Source organism: Candidatus Pelagibacter sp. PS_34 (genome assembly GCF_059417845.1).
The window spans coordinates 212,195-234,698 of record NZ_CM182068.1 but is presented as its reverse complement, the minus strand read 5'-3'; the positions used below and the strand labels follow the sequence as shown (position 1 = coordinate 234,698).

Sequence of the window (22,504 nt, the reverse complement as noted above, 5' to 3'; positions counted from 1 at the left end):
TATTAAGACATCAATCAATTATGAATAATCAAAATGTATACATTTTAGAAGATAGAGGAATTCTGTATATAAACGGTGCAGATGCTAAAGAATTTTTACAGAATATGATTAGTAATGACATTAATAAAGTAAGTGAAGACAGTAGTTGTTTTGCATCACTATTAACTCCTCAAGGAAAATTTCTTTTTGCTTTTATTATCATAAAACACAAGTCTGGCTACTTCATTGACTGTGAAAAATCTCAAACAGAAGCACTTTTCAAACAACTTAGTGTCTATAAACTTAGATCAAAAGTTGAAATTATGAATCTTAGTAACGAATTTGTTGTAGCTGCGTTTAATAAAGAAAAATTTTTAGAATTTGAAGGATCAAAAGATATTGCTGGGAACACAATTAAATATAGAGAAGATTCCATCTTGTTAGACCCAAGAAATAAAGATTTAGGAGCAAGGCTTATCATCAATTTAGAAAAGCTTTATCTGTCTTTAAAAAAATTAGAGCTAAAAGATTCTCCAATTACTGAATATTATAAATTGAGTCATCAATTAGGAATTCCTCAAAAAAACATGAATGAATTACAGAATAAGCTATTTGGAATTGAATGTAACTTTGAAGAATTGAATGGAATAGACTTTAAAAAAGGCTGTTATGTTGGGCAAGAGAATACCGCAAGAATTAAATTAAAAAATAAACTTTCAAAAAGATTATTACCTATTTATTTAATTGAAGGAGAAATAAATCAAGATGATTTAATCTATAATGGTGATTTTGAGATAGGAAAAGTTTTAATAAGTAATGAATATCCTTTTGCTATAATTAAATATTTGGATAATAATTTTAATCAAGAAAATGAGTTTAAAAGCAAAAACGCCAAGTTAAAAATCAAAATTCCTAACTGGATTAATTAGTGCGTCAGAATAAATGCATGACAAGATTGTATCAAATTGATAGGTTTTAATATGGAGTTCACTGAAGAAGTAAAAAAAGCAACCGATCCAATTTATCAAAAAATCTCAAAGGTTTTACCTGAGATTGAATGGTCAGTTCATGCTCCCTATATTCATAGAATTAATCAATTAAAAAAAGAAAAAAATGCGGTTATTCTTGCGCATAATTATCAAACACCAGAAATTTATCACGGTGTAGCAGATTTTGCAGCTGACTCTTTGGCTCTAGCAGTAGAAGCTTCAAAAACTTCAGCAGATATTATTGTAATGGCTGGTGTACACTTTATGGCAGAGACAGCAAAATTAATGAGCCCACAAAAAAAAGTTTTGTTACCCGATATGCTTGCAGGATGCTCCTTGTCATCCTCTATTACAGGTAAGGATGTAAGATTATTAAAAGAAAAATATCCAGGGGTACCTGTTGTTTCCTATGTAAATACTTCGGCAGATGTTAAAGCTGAAACTGACATTTGCTGCACATCAGCTAATGCCGTTAAGATTGTTAATTCTCTTGGTGTTAAAAAAGTTATATTTCTACCCGATGATTATTTAGCTAAATATGTGGCTTCTCAGACAGATGTTGAAATTATTGCTTGGAAAGGAATTTGCATTGTTCATGACCAATTTAATGAAAAAGAAATTCACGATATAAGAAAAAATAATCCAGGAATAAAAATTATTGCACATCCTGAATGTCCACCCGATGTAATTAAGGCAAGTGACTTTGCTGGTTCAACTTCAGGAATGATCAAATATGTAGAGGACAATCAACCTAAAAAGGTAATGATGGTTACGGAATGTTCTATGAGTGATAATATTCAGGTAGAAAATCCTAATGTTGAATTTATTAAACCATGCAACCTATGTCCTCATATGAAAAGAATTACTCTACCAAAAATTTTGGCCTGTTTAGAAAATGAAACTGGTGAGATAATTATGGATAATGAAACTATCAACAAAGCAAGAATACCCGTTGAAAGAATGACTGCTATTGGCAGATAATAAATGTGCCTAAAATTAAATTAAGCAAATATTATATCAAGAATAAAGTTAAGCTTGCATTAAATGAGGATCTTTATCCAAATGGAGATATTACTTCAAGTTTAGTTAAGAATGGTAAAGTTATAAAAATCAAATTAATTTCAAATCAACAAGCTGTAATTGCTGGCTTAGAGTTTGCTAAACAAACCTTCAAATTAATTGATAACAAAATTGAATTTATTATTAAAAAAAAAGAAGGTTCAATAGTCAAAAAGAACGACGTAGTGGCAACAATTGAGGGTAGGGCTGAAAATATTTTAATTGGTGAGAGGGTTGCTTTAAATTTTTTAAGTCATATCTCTGGAATTGCTACTAAGACTAATCAATTTGTTAAATTAGCTAATAAAAAAACTAAAATTTGCTGTACTAGAAAAACAATTCCAACCTTAAGAGTAATACAAAAATATGCCGTTTCGTTAGGTGGTGGTACAAACCATAGGTTTAATTTAAGTGATGAATTTCTTATTAAAGACAATCATATTGCAAGCTCTGATATTAAAACTTTAGTATCTCTTGCAATCAAAAATAAAAAAGGAAGAAAAATTACAGTAGAAGTTGATAATTTAAATCAGCTCAAAAAAATAATGGGTTTAAAATTTAATACTGTTTTGTTTGATAATATGAACAATAAAACACTCAAGGCAGGTGTTAGAATGGCTAAAAAACATTATGAAACAGAAGCTTCTGGGAACGTTAATTTGAAATCTATTAAAAAAATTGCAACAACGGGTGTCGATAGAGTTTCAATTGGAAGTATCACTCATAGTGTGCCAGCTATAGATTTTAAATTTGAAATCTAATTTTTTTTAGAAAGTTCAGCTTGTGCGGCAGCTAATCTTGCTACTGGAACTCTATATGGTGAGCAAGAAACATAATCCAAACCTGCATTAGCACAAAAGTGAATACTTTTAGGGTCTCCACCATGTTCTCCACAAATTCCAAGTTTAATTTTTTTATTAGTTTTTCTTCCTTTTTCAACTGCAATTTCTATTAAATCACCTACTCCGTCATCTATAGAGATAAATGGATCTATAGAAAAAATCTTATTCTCAAGGTAATCATTTAAAAATTTACCACTATCATCTCTACTTAAACCGAATGTTGTTTGAGTTAAGTCATTAGTTCCAAAACTAAAGAACTCAGCGTGTTTAGCTATATCATCAGCTTTAATTGCTGCTCTTGGTAATTCAATCATTGTACCAACTAAATAATCTATTTTAATTTTTTTATCCTTTTGAACTTCTTTTGCAACTCTGACTACTAAATCTTTCATTATTCTAATCTCAGCTTCAGTTGATACTAAAGGGATCATAATTTCTGGAAATGCCGACTTAATTTTTTTTATCTTAAGTTCAGATAAAGCCTCAAAGATTGCTCTACATTGCATTTCATAAATTTCTGGAAAAGAAATTCCCAATCTGCACCCTCTATGACCAAGCATCGGGTTTTGTTCATGTAACTCGTTAATTCGAGACTCAATTTCTTTTAATGGTAACCCCACAACTTTTGCTACATCATTAATTTCTTTTTCTGTTTTTGGAAGAAACTCGTGTAATGGTGGATCTAACAGTCTCACTGTGACAGGAAGACCATTCATAATTTTGAATATTTGGACAAAATCTTTTTTTTGATGTGGTAAAAGTTTTGCTAGCGCCCTGTTTCTATCTTCTAGTGTTTTTGATAAAATCATTTCTCTAACAGATAAAATTCTCTCTTCATCAAAAAACATATGTTCGGTTCTACAAAGTCCTATGCCTTCTGCTCCAAAGTCTCTTGCAGTTTTTGTATCTAATGGTGTTTCTGAATTCGTTCTTACTTTTAGTTTTCTAAAATTATCTGCCCAACTCATTAATTTGGAAAAGTCTCCTGAAATTTCTGGTTTGACTGTTGGTACTTCTCCTAGGATAATTCTTCCTGTTGAACCATCAATTGTAATAATGTCTCCCTCTTTAATTTCAATAGAAGAAGTTTTAAAGGTTTTTGCCTCATAGTTAATATCAATCTCACTAGAACCAGAAACACATGGTCTTCCCATTCCTCTTGCAACCACTGCAGCATGACTAGTCATCCCACCCCTTGCTGTTAAAATTCCTTTTGCAGCGTGCATTCCATGAATATCTTCAGGTGAAGTTTCTACACGTACTAAAATAGTATCCTGCATAACATTGTTTAATCTTTCTGCTTCCTCTGATGTAAAAACAACCTTACCACTTGCAGCACCTGGAGATGCTGGCAAACCGTTTGCTATAACGTTTAGTGTGCTTTTTTCATCTAATGTAGGGTGTAACAATGTATCTAAAGAAGCTGGATCTATTCTCATTACTGCTTCTTTTTTAGAAATCAATTTTTCTTTAACCATATCAACTGCAATTCTAACAGCTGACTTTGAAGTTCTTTTTCCTGATCTTGTTTGTAGCATCCACAATTTATTATTTTCAACTGTAAATTCCACGTCTTGCATATCTTTGTAGTGTTTTTCTAAAATTTTTAAAATCTTATCTAATTGTTTAAATACTTTTGGCATAGCTTCTTCCATCGAAGCTTCTTTTGCTTTTGCATCTTTTCTTGCTTTTTTAGTTATATATTGAGGAGTTCTTGTACCTGCCACCACATCTTCTCCTTGAGCATTAATTAAATATTCACCATACACTTCATTAACCCCATCTGATGGATTTCTTGTAAAGACAACACCAGTTGCACAATCATTACCCATATTACCAAATACCATTGATTGAACGTTAACTGCAGTTCCCCATTCAGCAGGAATTTGGTTTAGTTTTCTATAAACTTTTGCTCTGTTACTTTCCCAAGATAGAAATACTGAACTGATAGCTCCCAATAATTGATCATATACGTTCTGGGGAAATTCTTTTTTGGTTTGATCTTTAATAACTTTTTTAAAATCATTAATTAATCCCTCCCAATCATCTGCATCAAGATCTGTATCTAAAAGAACACCTTTAGTTAATTTGTAATTTTCAATTAATTCTTCAAAGTGATAGCCATCAACACCCATAACAACATTGCCATACATCTGAATAAATCTTCGGTAACTATCTTTTGCAAATCTGCTATTAGAAGTTTTTTTTGATAGTGCAATAACGGTCTTATCGTTTAATCCTAAATTCAAAATTGTGTCCATCATACCAGGCATTGAAACTCTTGCACCAGATCTAACAGATAATAATAAAGGATTTTTTAAATCACCAAATTTTTTCCCTACTTCTTTTTCGATAATTTTTAATTCCTTTTTTATAGTATTAACAATTTTTGAATTTAATTTTTTCTTATCTTTATAAAATAATTCACAAACTTTTGTTGAAATTGTAAATCCAGGAGGAACTGGCAGTCCCATTCTGCCCATTTCAGAAAGGTTTGCCCCTTTTCCACCTAAAAAATTTTTAGGATTTTTAATTTTTTTTGAATCTTTTGATTTAAAATTTAAAATTAGCTTATTCACTGTTTGATTTCTATATTTGAAAAATTTATGTAATTATCAAATGTTCTACATAACATTTGTAAAAGTTCCAATCTGTTTTTTTTAATATTTTTATCATCATCATTGACCTTAACATTGTCAAAAAACTCTGAAGTTGCTTTTTTAGCGCCAGCAAGAATTTCAAGTGTTTCTCTGTAGTTTTCATCTTTGCCAATATTTGTAAAATATTTTCTTATTTCATTAATTTTTTTAAATAGGTTTTTTTCATAGTCATTTTTAAAAATACCAGGGTCAGTTGTATTTGACAGTTCAAGATCTGTATTTTTCAACTCACTTTCAAGTATACTGTAAGCTCTTTTGTAGCTTGTAATAATGTCCTCTCCTATAACTTTGCTGATTAGCCCACTAAGTGTTGAAGCTTTTTTATATATTTTGTTCATATGATCTAATCCATGTGCTTTTATACTGGCTTCTATTACCTCTGGTCTAATCTTTTTCTCTTTCATGTAGTATTTTAATCTGTCCATTAAAAAATCGGATAATTCTTTTTGAGATGAGTCGTTTGAAAAAATAAACCCTTGGTCTTTATGTAGTGAAGTGGAATAACTAATAAGATCTTTGATTTTAAACTCTTTATTATTATCAATTAATAGCTTTATTACACCAAGTGCAGACCTTCTAAGCGCATAAGGGTCTTTTGAGCTAGTTGGTTTTTGGTTAATTCCAAAAAAACCTACTAAGGTATCAATTTTGTCAGTTAAAGCTAAAGCAATACTAAATGGTTTCTTTGGAGTTTTGCTATCAAGACCTACTGGTTGATAATGCTCACTTATTGCTAGCGCTATCTCTTTATCAAAACCTTGCACTTCAGCAAAATGTCCACCCATAATTCCCTGAAGCTCAGGAAATTCACCAACAATATCAGAAACTAAATCAACTTTGCAAATCGATGCTGATAGTTCAACTTGATCTTTGCTAATTAATAATTCATCAGAAATCATTCCTCCAAGTTTTCTCATTCTTTGAATCTTGTCAAAATAAGACCCAAGACCTTTAAAATAATTCATATTTTTTAATTTTGAAACTTGTTTAACTAAATTTTGAGATTTATTTTTTTCCCAAAAAAATTGAGCATCGCTTAATCTTGCTTCTACAACCCTTTCATTACCCATCTTAATATAACCTTTTTCATCATTGTTATTTGCCACAACTAAAAATTCATTAGTAATTTTTCCTTTTTTATCAAATGTTGGAAAATATTTTTGATGGTATTGCATTGTAATAATCAAAATTTCTTTTGGAATATTCAAAAATTTCTGATCAAACTTGCACACTAAAATATTTGGTTGCTCAACAATATCTGTAACTTCATCTAAAAGTTTATTATTAGGCTCGACAATGAAATTATTTTTTCTAGATATTTTTTCAATTTCTTTAACAATAAATTCTTTTCTCAATACGTGATCTATAATTATGCCAGACTGACTAAAGAAATCTTTATAACTTTTAAAATTTTTAAATATTTTTTTTTTATCTTCAAACTCTTTGTCAATAAATGTTGAGTTAGAGGCTATTAAATGATGAAATTTAAAATTTAAACTTTTATCATCAAAAACTGCTAGGATAGATTTTAATGGTCTCGCCCAACTAAGGTTATAGTTTCCCCATGTCATAGATTTTTTCCATTGTAATTTATCAAGGATTATAGGTGTATATTCTTGAAGTAAATCTATGGTATTAATTTTACTTGATGCTTTCTTGAAAAAATAAAATTCTCCTTTTTCCAATGTTTTTTTAAGAAGATCTTTTTTTTCTATTTGATTTGACCTTAAAAACCCCTCAATAGCTTTTTCTGGAGCTTTAACATTTGGTCCTTTTATTTCTTCAGCTTTTTGTATTATTTCTTTAGATAGGCCTTCAAATAAAATTATAAGACGATTTGGTGTTGAAAATGAAGAACTTTTTTTGAACAGAATTTTTTTTTCCTCAAATAAATTTTGAAAATTTTCTAATAAAACATTACGTGAGTTACTCTGTAAACCAGCTGGTATCTCCTCACTAAACAACTCTATAAAAAAATCTGACATTAATCTGTTTGACTGCTTAACCAACTTTCGGCGACTGCTTTTGTAATGTCTCTAATACGCCCTATATAACCCGCTCTTTGAGCAACACTTATAACTCCTCTTGCATCTAAAATATTAAATGCATGGCTTGCTTTTAGACATTGATCATATGCAGGTAATGAAATTTTTTTATCTACCAATGCTTTTGCTTCAAGCTCGAACATATCAAACATTTTGAATAGATTTTCTGTATTGGCATGTTCAAAATTATATGCTGAAAACTCTTTTTCAGCTTGAAGAAACACATCCCCATATTTTACACCTTCATCATTCCATATTAGATCATAAACATTTTTCATTTGTTGAGTAAACATGCAAATTCTTTCAAGACCATATGTTATTTCAACTGAAACAGGTTTACATTGAAATCCAGCCATTTGTTGAAAGTATGTAAATTGAGTAATTTCCATTCCATCACACCAAACTTCCCATCCTAAACCTGCCGCACCTAAAGTTGGACTTTCCCAATCATCTTCAACAAATCTAATATCATGTTCTTTATGATTAACACCGATTACAGCCAAACTATTTAAATAAAGTTTTTTGATATTATCTGGTGAAGGTTTTATTAAAACTTGGAATTGATAATAATGCTGTAATCTATTTGGGTTTTCTCCATATCTTCCATCAGTGGGTCTTCTTGATGGCTGAACATAAGCTGCTTTCCATGGCTTAGATCCTAATGATCTTAAGGTTGTAGCGGGATGAAAGGTTCCTGCACCAACTTCTATGTCATATGGCTGTAGAAGAATACATCCCTGTTTGCTCCAATATTTTTGAAGATTCAAAATAGTATCTTGAAACGATTGAAATTTAGGTTTTATAATTTTTTCCTTAGAAGCCATATCTTTGCCAGATAGATCTTTCCTCTAAAATATTTGCTAGTTGATCTATTTGATTGCTAGAGGAAGATAATTTCTTACTTAACCAACCCTTAGATTTTTCAAATTTTTTGATAATCACATCTTCACCAAATTTTTCTTTTAAAATTTCATTAGCATTACCTAATCCATCAATAAGACCAAGTTCTTTTGATTTACTACCCGCCCAAAACTCTCCTGAGAACAATTCAATCCCATCCTTTTTAAGTTTAGATCCTCTACTTTCTTCTACAACTTTAATAAAATCTTTATGTAAATCTAATTGAATATTCTTAAGTCTCTCAATATCTTCTGACTTCTCTTCTTGAAAGGGATCTAATGAGCTTTTATTTTTTCCAGCTGTATGAACTCTTCTTTCTACACCAATTTTTTTAATTAGTTCGGTAAATCCAAATGATGAATAAATAACCCCTATTGATCCAATAATTGAACTTGAATTTGCATATATCTCATCTCCTGCACAAGCTATTAAGTATCCACCAGAAGCTGCAACATCTTCTGCGAACACTATTACTTTTATTTTGTTTTTCTTAGCTTGAGCTCTAATAAATTTGTAGATTAAATGTGATTGGACTGGTGATCCACCTGGTGAATTTATAGTAATTGCCACTGCTTTTGCTTTTTTTAGTGAAAAAGCCTTTTCTATAATCTCTTCTTGTCCTGCAAAATCTATGCCCTGTTTAAACTTTCCAGCATTGCCAATTACGCCATTTAGCTTGATATGAGCTATTATTTTTTTCTTTTTAAAAAAAGAGAACATTGTTAATCCTTATAGAATTTTTGATTTAATATAAAGCCTACTTATAGTTGAAGATTAAGGTGCGTCAATTGATAAGTAATAAATATAACTTAATTATACTAACTTATTTTTTATGGGAACTGTAGTTCAACTTAAAAACCAAATAAATAATTCATATTATCAGCTAAAAGATTCTGTTGATGAAAAATTAGTTTTAGTTGAAGAAAAGATTAAATCAAAACTCTTGAGTGAAGTTGATCTGGTTAAGAAAATGACTGAATATCATATCGACACTGGTGGAAAAAGATTAAGAGCCCTACTAACGCTCGGGTCAGCTAAGTTATGTGGCTACACTAAAGGAGGTCGAGATATTAATTTAGCAGCATGTGTAGAAATGATACATGGGGCCACTTTAATGCATGATGATGTCATTGATCTTGGAAATATTAGAAGAGGTAAAAAAACATTAAATTCAATTTGGGGAAATCACTCTTCTGTATTAATTGGTGACTATCTTTTAAGTAGATGTTTTGAAATGATGGTCGATGATGGGAATATAGAAGTTTTAAAACTTTTATCCTCAACTTCGTCAAAGATCGCTCAAGGAGAGGTATTACAACTACAACACAAAGGTGAAGTAGACATGTTAGAAGAAACATATTTTAAGATTATTACAGCAAAAACAGCTGAACTTTTTTCTGCTGCAACTAAAGTTGGTGCAATTTTATCTAATAAAGAAATAAAAGAAAAAGAGGCACTAGAGTTTTATGGAAAAAACTTAGGCTTAACATTTCAAATTGCTGATGACACATTAGATTACAATTCTGATCTAAAATTTTTTGGTAAAAAAATTGGTAAAGATTTTCTTGAAGGTAAAATTACTTTACCTGTTATTTTGTTATTTCAGAATGTATCGTCAATAGAAAAAGATAAGTTAAAAAATATTTTTAAACAAGAAACAAGATCAAATGAAGATTTAAATTTTACCTTAGAGCTTATTAAGAAGTACAACATAATCAATGAATGCTACAAAAAAGCTGAACATTTTATTAACCTTGCATCAAATTCTTTAACTGTATTTAAGGATAGTGATGAAAAAAAGATTTTAGAAAGTCTTACATCATTTAGTCTACAAAGAACCTTTTAGGGACTTAATAAAGATTTAACCCAGTTTCCCTCAGTATCTTTAGTATATTTAAGTCTTTCATGAATTCTGCTCTCTCCATCTAACCAAAATTCTACACTTGTGGGTATTAAATTCCAACCTGACCAATACTCTGGTCTTGGTACATCATTTTTATTACTATATTTTTTTTTATATTCTTCTATTGAGTTTAAAAGCTCATCTCTATTATTTAATACAGTGCTTTGTTTTGAGGCCCATGCACCAATTCTGCTTTCATAACCTCTACTGTTATAATATTCATCTGCCACTTTATTAGAAACTTTTTGCACCATTCCATTAATTCTTACTTGTCTTAGAAGGCTTTTCCAATGAAAACACATGGATGCTTTTGGATTATTTTTTAATTCATTTCCCTTCTGACTATTTAGATTGGTATAAAAAACAAATCCATCTTTGTTAAAATCTTTTAATAAGACCATTCTAATTGATGGAAAATTATTTTGATCTGATGTGGCTAAAGCTAGTGCATTTGGATCATTTAACTCTGTTTTTTTTGCTTCATTCATCCAAACTTCAAATAAATCTATTGGATCAATTTTATCTAAAAAGCATTTATTAAGGCCTAATGAGTTTTTTTGATTCATAATTTTAACAAAATAATCTATATACTATAGATAATGTCATTTAATACTTTTGGAAAGCAATTTCGTTTCACAACATGGGGAGAATCTCATGGCCCAGCATTAGGTTGTGTCGTTGATGGTTGTCCACCAAATATAAACTTAAAAGAGCAAGATATTCAAGTTGAGCTAGATAAAAGAAAACCAGGACAATCAAAATTTACAACACAGAGAAAAGAAGATGATAAAGTGCAAATTTTATCTGGTGTATTTGAGGGCAAAACGACTGGAACACCTATTTCTTTAATTATTTACAATCAAGATATGAGGTCAAAAGATTATGGAGATATCAAAGATAAATTCAGACCTGGACACGCTGATTTTACGTACTTTAAGAAATATGGAATAAGAGATTACCGTGGCGGTGGAAGATCCTCTGCAAGAGAAACAGCTGCAAGAGTTGCTGCGGGTGCAATTGCTAAAAAAGTTTTAGAGAATAAATTAGGTAAAAAATTTAAAGTTGTAGGGGCTGTTACTCAATTAGGAATATTGGGATGTGATACTAGAAAATGGAACGACCTAACAATTAACAAAAATCCCTTTTTTTGTCCTGATAAGAATATGCTGAAACTTTGGGAAAAATATTTGTTAGATATAAGAAAGTCTGGATCATCTTGTGGAGCAGTTATTGAAGTAAGAGCCAGAGGAATTCCTGTTGGTTTAGGTGCTCCAATTTATTCTAAATTAGATATGGATATTGCCTCTGCAATGATGAGTATTAATGCTGTTAAAGGTGTTAATATTGGATCTGGAATGAATTCTGCACAATTAAGTGGAGAACAAAACTCTGATGAAATTTCACAAAAAGGTAAAAAATTAAAATTTGATTCTAATAATGCAGGTGGAATTCTTGGTGGTATTTCAACAGGACAAGAAATTGTTGTTTCATTTGCTGTTAAGCCAACATCATCGATTTTAACAACTAGAAAAACTATAAATAAGTTTGGAAAAAATACTACTATTTCAGTTAAAGGTCGGCATGATCCTTGTGTTGGTATTCGTGCAGTTCCTGTAGGGGAAGCAATGATGAATTGTGTTTTGTTAGACCATTACTTAATGAACAAAGCTCAGTGTAGCTAATTTTAAATTTAATTTTTAACTACTTTTATCGACTCTTTTGTAAATAAGATGTCTAGTATTTTTTTTGATATTTGAGATGCGTTAAGACCAGCAACATCATACATTTTTTTTGGACTATCTTGTTCGATGAAAATATCAGGCAATATCATAGTTCTAAATTTTAAACCTTTATCAAATATACCTTTTTCTGATAATAAATTTTCCACGTGAGAGCCAAAACCTCCAATAGATCCTTCTTCTACAGTAATCATAGCCTCATGTTCTCGCGCACACTTTAAAATAAGTTCTTGGTCCAAGGGTTTAGCAAAACGAGCATCAACTATCGTTGACTCAATTCCTTTATTTTTTAACTCTGCTGCTGCAATTTTACATTCTTCCAATCTAGTTCCTATACTTAAAATACAAACTTGTTTCCCTTCTTGAATAACTCTTCCTTTTCCAATCTCTATGTTCTCATCTATTGATGGTAATTCCACTCCTATGCCATTTCCTCTTGGGTATCTAATAGCACAAGGTTTGTTATTGATTGTCATCGATGTATTTATCATTTTAACTAATTCTGCTTCATCACTTGGTGCCATTACTATAAAATTAGGAAGAGTAGAAAGATAAGTAATATCGAATGAGCCAGCATGAGTTGATCCATCAGCGCCTACTAAACCTGCTCTATCTATAATAAATCTCACAGGTAAACTTTGAATAGCCACATCATGAACCACTTGATCATAAGCTCTTTGTAGAAAAGTCGAATAGATTGCAACATATGGCTTATAGCCTTCAGTGGCTAACCCTGCTGCAAAAGTAACAGCATGCTGCTCAGCAATTCCAACATCAAACATTCTTTTTGGAAAATCTTTGGCAAAAATATCCATACCTGTTCCACCTGGCATAGCAGCAGTAACTCCTACAACCTTGCTGTCTCTTTCTGCATGCTTCACTAAAGTGTTTGCAAAAACCTTTGTATAAGCTGGAAGATTTGTTCCACTTTTTACCTGTTCACCAGTTAAAACATTAAATTTTGAAACACCATGATAATGATCACTAGCTTTTTCAGCATAAGAATATCCTTTACCTTTTTGTGTTTTTATATGAATCATAATTGGACCTTGATGCTTTGAATCTCTTGCATTTTTTAAAATTGGTATGAGTGTAGACAAATCATGTCCATCTATTGGACCAACATAATAAAAGCCTAAAGAATTAAAAAGAGTACCACCAGTTACAGCTGATCTTAAAAAATCCTCAGCTTTTCCAGCTTTAGCACTAAATCTTTTAGAAAAAGCAGAAACTATTAATTTAAAAGTTTCCCTTAAACTGAAATAAATTTTTCCTGTTAAGAGTTTAGCTAAATAAGTTCTCATAGCACCTACTGGTTTTGCAATCGACATATCGTTATCATTTAAAATAACAATCATTTTAGTTTTTGAAGCACCTGCGTTATTCATAGCCTCATATGCCATACCCGCACTAATTGCACCATCTCCTATGACTGCAATTATATTATTTAATTTATTTGATAACTTATTTGCTTCCGCCATGCCTAGAGCCGATGATATTGATGTTGAGCTATGTGCTGCACCAAATGGATCATACTCACTTTCAGATCTTTTTGTAAAACCAGACAATCCATTACCTTGTCTCAATGTTTTAATTTTTGATTTTCTTCCAGTCAAAATTTTATGTGGATAAGTTTGATGACCCACATCCCAAATTAGTCTGTCATTTGGAGTATCAAATACGTAATGTAAAGCTACGGTTAGCTCAACAACCCCAAGACCTGCACCTAAATGTCCTCCTGTTTCAGATACTGCATCAATCATCTCTTTTCTAACTTCGTTAGAAACTTCTTGAAGATCGTTCTCTGATAATTTTCTTAAGTCAGAAGGAAAATTAATATCTTTGAGAAATTTATAGTTTTGCATTATTTATTTCTTTTTAAAATGTAGTCTAGGGTTTCATTTAAACTGTTAGTGTTTGAACTATATTTATTTAAATCTTTAATTATTTTAGACTTAATTTTATCAGCATATTTAATAGCATTTTGATATCCTAGTAAACTGATTAAAGTGGCTTTACCTTTTTTCTTGTCCTTACCTGTTAACTTACCAGCAATAACTGTAGAGCCCTTAAAGTCTATTAAATCGTCAGCAATTTGAAATAAAAGTCCAATATTTGACCCTACATTTTCAAAAAACTTTATTTGTGTATTACTTTTTCTCTTAATAATAACTGGGACAGCGCAACAAAAGCTAAAGAGCTTGCCTGTTTTTTTTATTTCCATGTCTATAATTTTACTTTTAGAAACTTTTTTTTTTTCAAAACTAAGATCTAAATATTGACCACCAGCTATTCCTAGATGTCCAGAAGTCTCTGAGAGTTTTTTTATTAGATCTACTTTTATTTTTTCATTGAACTTTAAGCTCGAACTAACCAAGATTTCAAAAGCCATTGTTAAAAGTGAGTTTCCTGCTAGTACTGCTGTTGATTCTCCAAATTTAATATGTGTAGAAATTTTTCCTCTTCTTATTTTATCATCATCCATGCAAGGTAAATCATCATGTATTAATGAATAAGCATGAATACATTCAACTGCAGCGCCAATAGAAATTAATGTTTTATAATTAATTTTAAATATAGCTCCTATATCAATTAAAATTTTTGATCTAATTTTTTTTCCACCTGGAAATAACCCATATTCCATAGCAGCTATTAATTCTGTTCTTTTTTGTCCTTTAATAAATCGCTTTAAAAATAAGTTTGTATCTTTTGCTATTCTAGCAAGTTTATTTTGCATTTTTTTTTGAATTTATATTGTTAATTTTTTTTTTTGTTTCTTCATTGATCATTTTTGAAGTTTTATAGAATTTTTTTTCAATAATATTATTTAATTTTAATAATTGCTGATATGAATCAATTGAATTCTGCAAGTCTTTCTCCGACTCTAAAGATTCAATAATATTATTTGCCTCTTTTGTTAACTCCTCAAGAGTCAGTGTGTTATTATCAAGTGGTAAATTTTTATCTTTCATATAATAATAATTATTAATACATGAAATCTAATCAATCAAATATCAAAAAAGCAAAAAAATACCTTGATAAAAATTACTGTATTGGCGTGCCTACTGAAACCGTTTATGGTCTAGCCGCTAATGCATACAAGAATTCAGCAGTAAATAAGATTTATAATTTAAAAAAGAGACCAAAAAACAACCCTCTAATCGTACATTATCACGATATCGATTCTCTTAAAAAAGATTGCTTGATAAATGATAATTTTATTAAACTTTATAAAAAATTTTCACCTGGCCCAATAACATACGTATTACAATTAAAAAAAAACTCTAAGATTTCAAAATATGTAACTAATAATAAGAAAAGTTTAGCTGTAAGATTTCCAAAACACACAATATTTAAAAATTTACTAAAACAGCTAGATTATCCATTAGCTGCACCTAGTGCTAATATTACAACTAAAGTAAGTGCTGTTAATGCAAAAGATGTTAAAGAAGAATTCGGTAATAAAATTAAATATATTTTAGACGGAGGTACTTGCGCTATTGGAATAGAGTCTACAATAGTTAATCTTACAGCTAGACCAACTATACTGAGATTAGGAGGACTAGATATTTCAAAAATTAAAAAAGCTTTAGGTTTCAAGATGAATATATCTACCAATCCTAAGAAAAAAATAGCTCCTGGTCAATCACGGCTACATTACTCTCCTGGTATTCCTTTAAGAATGAACGTCACAAAACCAAAAAATGACGAAGCTTTCATAAAAATTAAGAAAAAGAAAACTAAACAAAAAAATTATTTTTATTTAACTTCGAAAAGTAATTTAGATGAGGCAGCAAAAAACCTTTATTCGTGTCTAAGAAAAATAAAAAATGAGGGTTATAAATCGATTGCTGTGGAAAAGATTCCTAATATAGGACTTGGTAAAGCTATAAATGATAGATTGCGGAGGGCATCAAAGTATTAGACATTTTGTTTGGTTATGGTGCGCCTGCTAGGAGTCGAACCCAGAACCTCCTGATCCGAAGTCAGGCGCTCTATCCAGTTGAGCTACAAGCGCATATAGTATTAATATTACATTTTATGGAAAAAAACATTAATTTAATAGTTGGTGAAGATGAAAATAATCTCAGGCTTGATGTATTCATTAATAAAAGAGAAAACTTAATTAGCAGATCCAGAATTAAGAATTTAATTCTTAAAGAAAAATTAAAAATAAATGATCAAATTATTAATAGTCCCTCAAAAAAAGTACTGAGTGGAGATGAGATAAATCTTCAAATTCCAGAACCTAAAGAAGCATCATTAAAGCCATATAATTTTAAGTTACAAATTGTTTATGAAGATGATGATTTGCTAATAATCAACAAACCAGCAGGTATAATTATGCATCCAGGTGCAGGTAATTATGATGAAACAATTGTTAACGCCTTAATGCATTATAACAAGGACTCGTTATCAACAATAGGTGATGAACTAAGACCTGGCATAGTTCATAGGATTGACAAGGATACTTCTGGATTAATAGTTATTGCTAAAAATAATGAAACACACGAAAACTTATCACATCAATTTAGTGAGCACACAATTACGAGAGTTTATCAGCTTTTAATTTGGGGGAAACTTAGACCGTCCTCTGGAAAAATTGATACGTTTATAACTAGAAGCTCAAAAAATAGACAGATGATGGAAGTTAGCAATTCTAAAGGCAAAAGAGCAATCACTAATTACAAAACAATTGAGATTTTTGAAAATGATAAAACTCCTACATTAAGCTTAGTGGAATGCAGATTGGAAACTGGAAGAACGCATCAAATAAGAGTTCACATGACACATATGGGTAATAGTATTATGGGTGATGGAAAATATAAAAAAAAATATAAAAAACTTAAAAATATCGATACTAATTTAGAAAATTTAATTTATAAATTAGATAGACAATTTTTGCATGCTCAAACATTGGGGTTTATTCACCCAAGAACTAATGAGGAAATGGTTTTTACCTCAATTTTGCCACAAGAACTTGAAAATATTTTAGTATTGCTTAGAAATACTGGCAAATAAAACCTTGAAATAATACTATAGTCAATTAAATAAATACAACTTATGAGTACTACAATGAATAGTAATCTTCCCACACTTTCTAATGAAGGTGGTTTATCAGCTTATCTGGAACAAATTAAAAAATTTCCTATGCTGGCAGCAGAAGAAGAATATATGCTTGCAAAAAATTGGAAGGCAACAGGAAATGTTAAAGCTGCAGAAAAACTTGTTACTAGTCATCTGAGACTCGTTGCAAAAATTGCGATGGGTTACAGGGGATACGGTCTTCCAGTAAATGAAATGATTTCAGAAGGAAATGTTGGGCTAATGCAAGCTGTTAAAAAATTTGAACCTGAGAAAGGATTTAGATTAGCAACTTATGCAATGTGGTGGATTAGAGCTTCTATACAAGAATATATTCTAAGATCTTGGAGCTTAGTAAAAATAGGAACAACAAATGCACAAAAAAAATTATTTTTCAATTTAAAGAAAATTAAAAATCAAATCGCTCCTCAATCTGAAGGTGATTTAAGACCTGAGCATGTAACTGAAATTGCAAACAAGTTAGATGTCAACAAAGATGAAGTAATTTCAATGAACAGAAGACTATCTGGCAAAGAATTTTCTTTAAATGCGCAAGTTGGAGAAGATGGTGATGAATGGCAAGACTGGTTGGTAGATAAAGAGCTTGATCATGATCTTAAATTTGCACATCAAGAAGAAATGGGTCAAAGACAAAGCTTACTTAAAGATTCTATAAAAATTCTTAATGAAAGAGAAAAAGAGATTTTATACTCTAGAAGATTAAATGATGAACCTACAACACTTGAAGATTTAAGTAAAAAATACAAAATTAGTAGAGAAAGAGTTAGACAAATTGAAAATAAAGCATTTGAGAAGCTTCAAAAACACATGTTATTATCTGCTAAATCTAAAAATCTACTTCCAGCAAACTAAACCTCAAAAGGGTTTTCTAAAAGAATAGTATCTTCTCGTTCAGGGCTTGTTGAAATACTTGAAACTTTTGTTCCAATAAAATCTTCTAATGCGTAAATATAATTTTTTGCATTTTCTGGTAAATTTTCAATATTCTTTATTCCTTGTGTAGAACTTTTCCATCCAGGAAAAGTTTTATAAATTGGTTTAATTTTTAACTGATCCTCAACTGCAGCTGGTAAGTAATCCATTTTTTTACCATCAAGCTCATACTCGACACACATCTTAATTTCATCTAATTCATCTAAAACATCTAATTTAGTTAATGCTATTCCGTCTATGCCTGAAATTTTAATTGTTTGTCTAACCAAAACACCATCAAACCAACCACACCTTCTTTTTCTACTAGTGACAGTCCCAAATTCTTTTCCTCTTGAACCAAGCAATTCTCCGATATCATTTGTTAACTCAGTTGGAAAAGGTCCTTCACCAACTCTGGTGGTGTAAGCTTTTGTTATTCCAAGAACATAATGAATAGAATTAGGACCACAACCAGTTCCTGTTGCAGCCGCAGATGCAACAGTATTGGATGATGTTACAAAAGGGTACGTTCCATGATCCACATCTAGTAGTATTCCTTGTGCACCTTCAAATAATATTCTTTTTTTTTGTTTCTTAAATTCATCAATTCTAAGCCAAACAGGTTGAGAAAACTTTAATATCTCTGGAGCAATTTTTAAGAGTTCTTCTTTAAGTTTATCTTTTTCAAAAATTTTTTTACCTAACCCTTTTCTAATTGCATTATGATGAAGAAGCACTGTTTCCAATCTATGGTCTAGATTAGTCTCAGATCTTAGATCCATAACACGGATTGATCTTCTTCCCACTTTATCTTCATAGGCTGGCCCAATTCCTCTTCTTGTTGTTCCAATTTTTCCTTTTCCAGCAGCATCTTCTCTTATTTCATCCATCTCTCTATGAAATGGTAAAATAAGATTTGCAGATTCTGAAATTATAAAATTATCCACATTAACCTCAACACCCTTAGATTTAATTTCTTCTATTTCCTCTAATAGTGCCCACGGGTCAACAACAACTCCATTTCCTATAATAGAAATTTTATTTTTTCTTACAATTCCAGAAGGTAGTAATCTTAATTTATAAGTTGTTCCATCAATTACTAATGTGTGTCCAGCATTGTGTCCTCCTTGAAAACGAATAACAACATCTGCTTGGTCTGATAGCCAGTCGACTATTTTACCTTTTCCTTCATCACCCCATTGAGATCCAACAACTACAACATTTTTCATTATCTAAATTTTTTTTCTATTGTTACTGAACTTAAATGGTTGATAGGCCCATGACCTTTACCGAATTTAAGGTTTGAATTTATTGAATTGTGTACATACTTAGTTGCAAGCTCACAAGATCTCTTTAAGGTTTTTCCACATGAAAAGAATGTAGAAATAGCAGAAGAAAGGGTGCAACCTGTGCCATGTGTATTCCTGGTTGTAATTCTTTTATTTTCTATAATGAAAATTTCATTTTTGTTTACAAAAATATCTTGGACGATTTTAGACTCTAAATGACCACCTTTTATAAAAACATTTTTTGCTCCTAATTTTATTAGTATGCTGGCAGCAAAAATCATATCTTCTTTTGTTCTTATTTTAGTTTTAGTTAATATTTCAGCTTCTGGAATATTTGGAGTAATTAGGCTAACTTTTTTAATTAGTTCATTTTTTAATAACTGAATTGCCTTATAATCAATAAGTTTTGCACCACCTTTAGCTACCATAACAGGATCTAAAATTATTTTTTTAACTTTAATAAGATTTAATGAATGAATTACTGATTTTATTACTTTTGTAGAATGCAACATTCCAATTTTTATGGCATCAGGTTTAATGTCTTTTGAGGTAAATTCTATTTGATTTGAAATTTCCTTTGGATCAATTGGTACTATTGATTTTACACCTGTTGTATTTTGAATTGTGACAGCTGTTATTGCTGTCATAGCATACGAACCTAAAGCTGTGATAGTTTTAATATCAGCTTGGATACCAGCACCACCAGATGAATCTGATCCAGCAATAACTAATATTTTAGATTTTGGTTTCAATTTATTTAATTTTTCTTAAAATGATTTTCAGACATTTTTGAAGCAATTTAATATTATCACTCTCTCCCATTACTCTGATTTTAGACTCCGTTCCTGAGCTTCTAACTAATATTCTACCTTGACCTTTAATTAATTTCTCTGCTGATTTTATAGAATTTTTAATATCAATATTTTTGATTATATTTTTGTCTTTAACATCAATATTTTCTAATATTTGTGGAGTTTTCTTAAAGGTATTAAAAAAACTACTAGCTTTTTTTCCTTTTCTTAATGAAAATAAAACTTCTAAAGCAACCAATAAGCCATCTCCAGTGGTTGCAAATTTGCCTAGAATAATATGCCCAGATTGCTCACCACCTAAATTAAAATTATTTTTTTGCATTTTCTCTTTTACAAAGCGATCTCCTACATTTGATCTTAAGAATTTTATATTATGTAGTTTAAAAAACTTTTCTAATCCATAGTTAGACATTAACGTGCCAACTACACCTCCTTTTAACATTTTTTTTCTTTTCCATCTCATTGCTATTGCAGCAATTATTTGATCTCCGTCAATTACAATACCTTTTTCATCACACATAATAATTCTATCGGCATCTCCATCAAGTGAAATTCCTATATGAGCTTTATATTTCTTTACTGCAAATCTGATTTTATTTGGAAAAGTAGATCCACAATTTTTATTAATATTAAGACCATTAGGATTTATTCCAATTGAAAATACTTTAGCACCTAAAGATTTTAATAATTCAGGTCCTGCCTTATATCCAGCCCCATTTGCGCAATCAATTACTATTCTTAAACCTCTTAGGTTAAAATCTTTTGGTAAATTATTTTTTAAAATTTTTATATAATCTTTATTTGCAGTTTCTAACCTTTTTACACGACCCAATTTTTTTGGTTTTGATAAAGATTTTTCAATTTTTTGATCAATTAAAGTTTCAATTTTTTTTTCAATTTTATTTGACAATTTTAACCCATCTGGTCCAAATAACTTTAGCCCATTGTCATGATATGGATTATGAGATGCTGTAATCATAATTCCCATGTTAGCTTTCATACTCTTTGTGAGCATTGCTAAGCCATTAGTTGGAAGTGGGCCTAATGTATAAACGTGCATACCAGCCGATGTAAGTCCTGATACTAACGCAGGTTCCAAACTATACCCTGAGAGTCTCGTATCTTTAGCAATTATTGCTATTTGTTTCTTTTTTTTTTGAGTTTTAAAGTAAGTTCCTGCTGCAAGACCAAATTTAAAAAACATGTCTCCATTAATATTTTTACTATTAACAGCACCTCTTATTCCATCTGTTCCAAAATATTTTTTTGCCATTAGTTTTTAATTAATTCCTTAAACACCTTTATACTTTGTCTTAATTCATTCACATCATGAATTCTTAGAATTTGAACCCCTTGCATTATTGCATACATGGAAGAGGCTATTGTTCCACCTAATCTTTCCTTGCTATCATTTTTTCCAGATAAATCCTTAATAAATTTTTTCCTAGAAAGTCCAAGTAGTATAGGAAAACCAAGAGTATGAAAAATAGAAATGCTTCTAATTAAATTCATATTATGTTTCAAATTTTTTCCAAAACCAATCCCTGGATCAATCACAATATTATTATGCTTTATACCCATGGATCTTAAAAATTTAATCTTTTGTTCAAAAAAATCATAAATATCTAATAATTCATTTTTGTACTTAGGGTTTTTTTGCATTTTTTCTGGAGTACCTTGCGAATGTTGAATGACAAATGGAGTTTTGCTTTTTATCAACACCTCAACTGTTTTAGGGTCATAACTTAGACCTGACACATCGTTTATAAGTTTAACTCCTAACTGAATCCCTTTAATCATAATTTCTGATTTTCTTGTATCTAATGATAGTGGAATTTTTTTATTAACATCTTTTAATATTTCTTTTATTCTATTCCATTCTTCCTTTTTACTTACTGGTTTAGATCCAGGTCTTGTTGATTCTCCACCAACATCAATAATATCTGCTCCTGATTTAAATAAATTCTTTGCATGAGATATTCCTTTTTTCTTTTTATTAAACTTGCCTCCATCAGAAAAACTATCTGGTGTTAAATTTAATATACCCATTATATTAGGTATTTTATTAAAATTTAGACTTGAAAAATTTTTATTTTTTTTAACAATTATCTTGAGATCTTTATTAATTTTTTCTTTCAGTAGTTTGGGTAATTTTTTTATATCTTTAAGATCAATTTTTTCGATAGAAGTTCGTGTAAGAATTTCAATTTGTCCAAAGGAAATTTTCTTATTACCATTTAGTGGGAGATTTTTTTTTTCTAACTAATTC

General features: G+C 30.2%; 20 protein-coding genes and 1 tRNA gene. 8 read left to right on the top strand and 13 right to left on the bottom strand.

Annotated elements, in window-relative coordinates:
- Positions 1-20: 20 nt before the first annotated feature.
- The 3 genes from ygfZ to nadC are packed head-to-tail and all read left to right on the top strand — an operon-like array spanning position 21 to position 2,788.
- Positions 21-908, top strand: a complete 888-nt coding sequence (gene ygfZ / locus AC5SL3_RS01235; protein WP_494578360.1) for a CAF17-like 4Fe-4S cluster assembly/insertion protein YgfZ — start codon at positions 21-23, stop codon at positions 906-908.
- A gap of 51 nt (positions 909-959) precedes the next feature.
- Positions 960-1,949 (top strand): quinolinate synthase NadA, encoded by a 990-nt coding sequence (nadA, locus tag AC5SL3_RS01230; protein WP_006997284.1) that lies wholly within the window; start codon positions 960-962, stop codon positions 1,947-1,949.
- A gap of 5 nt (positions 1,950-1,954) precedes the next feature.
- On the top strand, positions 1,955-2,788 hold the full coding sequence (nadC, locus tag AC5SL3_RS01225) for a carboxylating nicotinate-nucleotide diphosphorylase (protein ID WP_494578358.1): 834 nt from the start codon (positions 1,955-1,957) through the stop codon (positions 2,786-2,788).
- On the opposite strand, the gene ppdK is transcribed toward nadC, so the two are convergent.
- Genes ppdK through AC5SL3_RS01205 form a run of 4 tightly spaced genes read right to left on the bottom strand, consistent with a single transcriptional unit; the run spans position 2,785 to position 9,194 of the window.
- Positions 2,785-5,448: a pyruvate, phosphate dikinase gene (gene ppdK, locus AC5SL3_RS01220; RefSeq protein WP_494578356.1), complete on the bottom strand. Its 2,664-nt coding sequence runs from the start codon at positions 5,446-5,448 to the stop codon at positions 2,785-2,787. The genes nadC and ppdK overlap by 4 nt on opposite strands.
- Complete coding sequence (gene glyS / locus AC5SL3_RS01215; protein WP_494578354.1) at positions 5,445-7,514, bottom strand: glycine--tRNA ligase subunit beta; 2,070 nt, start codon at positions 7,512-7,514, stop codon at positions 5,445-5,447. Before glyS ends, ppdK begins: the two co-directional genes overlap by 4 nt.
- On the bottom strand, positions 7,514-8,398 hold the full coding sequence (locus AC5SL3_RS01210) for a glycine--tRNA ligase subunit alpha (protein ID WP_494578352.1): 885 nt from the start codon (positions 8,396-8,398) through the stop codon (positions 7,514-7,516). The genes glyS and AC5SL3_RS01210 overlap by 1 nt, the downstream gene beginning before the upstream one ends.
- A complete protein-coding gene (locus AC5SL3_RS01205; protein WP_006997289.1) occupies positions 8,388-9,194 on the bottom strand; it encodes a S49 family peptidase in 807 nt (268 codons plus the stop codon). The genes AC5SL3_RS01210 and AC5SL3_RS01205 overlap by 11 nt, the downstream gene beginning before the upstream one ends.
- Positions 9,195-9,306: 112 nt before the next feature.
- On the opposite strand from AC5SL3_RS01205, the gene AC5SL3_RS01200 reads away from it, so the two are divergent.
- On the top strand, positions 9,307-10,320 hold the full coding sequence (locus AC5SL3_RS01200; protein ID WP_027306705.1) for a polyprenyl synthetase family protein: 1,014 nt from the start codon (positions 9,307-9,309) through the stop codon (positions 10,318-10,320).
- Here AC5SL3_RS01200 and pdxH read toward each other — a convergent pair.
- The gene (gene pdxH, locus AC5SL3_RS01195; RefSeq protein ID WP_494578350.1) at positions 10,317-10,943 is read right to left on the bottom strand and encodes a pyridoxamine 5'-phosphate oxidase; all 627 of its coding nucleotides are present in this window, start codon (positions 10,941-10,943) and stop codon (positions 10,317-10,319) included. The genes AC5SL3_RS01200 and pdxH overlap by 4 nt on opposite strands.
- 33 nt (positions 10,944-10,976) lie before the next feature.
- On the opposite strand from pdxH, the gene aroC reads away from it, so the two are divergent.
- Positions 10,977-12,059 (top strand): chorismate synthase, encoded by a 1,083-nt coding sequence (aroC, locus tag AC5SL3_RS01190; RefSeq protein ID WP_006997292.1) that lies wholly within the window; start codon positions 10,977-10,979, stop codon positions 12,057-12,059.
- Positions 12,060-12,067: 8 nt separating this feature from the next.
- On the opposite strand, the gene dxs is transcribed toward aroC, so the two are convergent.
- The 3 genes from dxs to AC5SL3_RS01175 are packed head-to-tail and all read right to left on the bottom strand — an operon-like array spanning position 12,068 to position 15,088.
- Complete coding sequence (dxs, locus tag AC5SL3_RS01185) at positions 12,068-13,981, bottom strand: 1-deoxy-D-xylulose-5-phosphate synthase (protein WP_494578349.1); 1,914 nt, start codon at positions 13,979-13,981, stop codon at positions 12,068-12,070.
- Positions 13,981-14,853, bottom strand: coding sequence for a polyprenyl synthetase family protein (locus AC5SL3_RS01180; RefSeq protein ID WP_494578347.1), 873 nt, complete (start codon positions 14,851-14,853; stop codon positions 13,981-13,983). Before AC5SL3_RS01180 ends, dxs begins: the two co-directional genes overlap by 1 nt.
- The gene (locus tag AC5SL3_RS01175) at positions 14,843-15,088 is read right to left on the bottom strand and encodes an exonuclease VII small subunit (RefSeq protein ID WP_494578345.1); all 246 of its coding nucleotides are present in this window, start codon (positions 15,086-15,088) and stop codon (positions 14,843-14,845) included. Before AC5SL3_RS01175 ends, AC5SL3_RS01180 begins: the two co-directional genes overlap by 11 nt.
- A gap of 20 nt (positions 15,089-15,108) precedes the next feature.
- Here AC5SL3_RS01175 and AC5SL3_RS01170 point away from each other — a divergent pair, with 20 nt between their 5' ends.
- A complete protein-coding gene (locus AC5SL3_RS01170; RefSeq protein ID WP_494578343.1) occupies positions 15,109-16,041 on the top strand; it encodes an L-threonylcarbamoyladenylate synthase in 933 nt (310 codons plus the stop codon).
- A gap of 16 nt (positions 16,042-16,057) precedes the next feature.
- Here the strand turns inward: AC5SL3_RS01170 and AC5SL3_RS01165 are convergent.
- Positions 16,058-16,134: transfer RNA gene (locus AC5SL3_RS01165), tRNA-Arg, on the bottom strand.
- A gap of 23 nt (positions 16,135-16,157) precedes the next feature.
- Between AC5SL3_RS01165 and AC5SL3_RS01160 the strand changes: the two genes are divergently transcribed.
- Together AC5SL3_RS01160 and rpoH are read left to right on the top strand one after the other, a co-directional pair.
- Positions 16,158-17,138 carry an RluA family pseudouridine synthase gene (locus AC5SL3_RS01160; protein ID WP_027306710.1) on the top strand — a complete coding sequence of 327 codons (981 nt, stop codon included), beginning with the start codon at positions 16,158-16,160 and terminating at the stop codon, positions 17,136-17,138.
- Positions 17,139-17,192: 54 nt separating this feature from the next.
- Positions 17,193-18,074, top strand: coding sequence for an RNA polymerase sigma factor RpoH (rpoH, locus tag AC5SL3_RS01155; RefSeq protein ID WP_494578341.1), 882 nt, complete (start codon positions 17,193-17,195; stop codon positions 18,072-18,074).
- On the opposite strand, the gene AC5SL3_RS01150 is transcribed toward rpoH, so the two are convergent.
- Genes AC5SL3_RS01150 through folP form a run of 4 tightly spaced genes read right to left on the bottom strand, consistent with a single transcriptional unit; the run spans position 18,071 to position 22,284 of the window.
- The gene (locus tag AC5SL3_RS01150; RefSeq protein WP_018413887.1) at positions 18,071-19,363 is read right to left on the bottom strand and encodes an adenylosuccinate synthase; all 1,293 of its coding nucleotides are present in this window, start codon (positions 19,361-19,363) and stop codon (positions 18,071-18,073) included. The two genes, rpoH and AC5SL3_RS01150, sit on opposite strands and share 4 nt — an antisense overlap.
- Complete coding sequence (gene thiD / locus AC5SL3_RS01145) at positions 19,363-20,175, bottom strand: bifunctional hydroxymethylpyrimidine kinase/phosphomethylpyrimidine kinase (protein ID WP_271485891.1); 813 nt, start codon at positions 20,173-20,175, stop codon at positions 19,363-19,365. The genes AC5SL3_RS01150 and thiD overlap by 1 nt, the downstream gene beginning before the upstream one ends.
- Before the next feature lies 1 nt (position 20,176).
- On the bottom strand, positions 20,177-21,508 hold the full coding sequence (gene glmM / locus AC5SL3_RS01140) for a phosphoglucosamine mutase (RefSeq protein ID WP_271485888.1): 1,332 nt from the start codon (positions 21,506-21,508) through the stop codon (positions 20,177-20,179).
- Positions 21,508-22,284 (bottom strand): dihydropteroate synthase, encoded by a 777-nt coding sequence (folP, locus tag AC5SL3_RS01135; RefSeq protein ID WP_494578339.1) that lies wholly within the window; start codon positions 22,282-22,284, stop codon positions 21,508-21,510. Before folP ends, glmM begins: the two co-directional genes overlap by 1 nt.
- Positions 22,285-22,504: the final 220 nt, after the last annotated feature.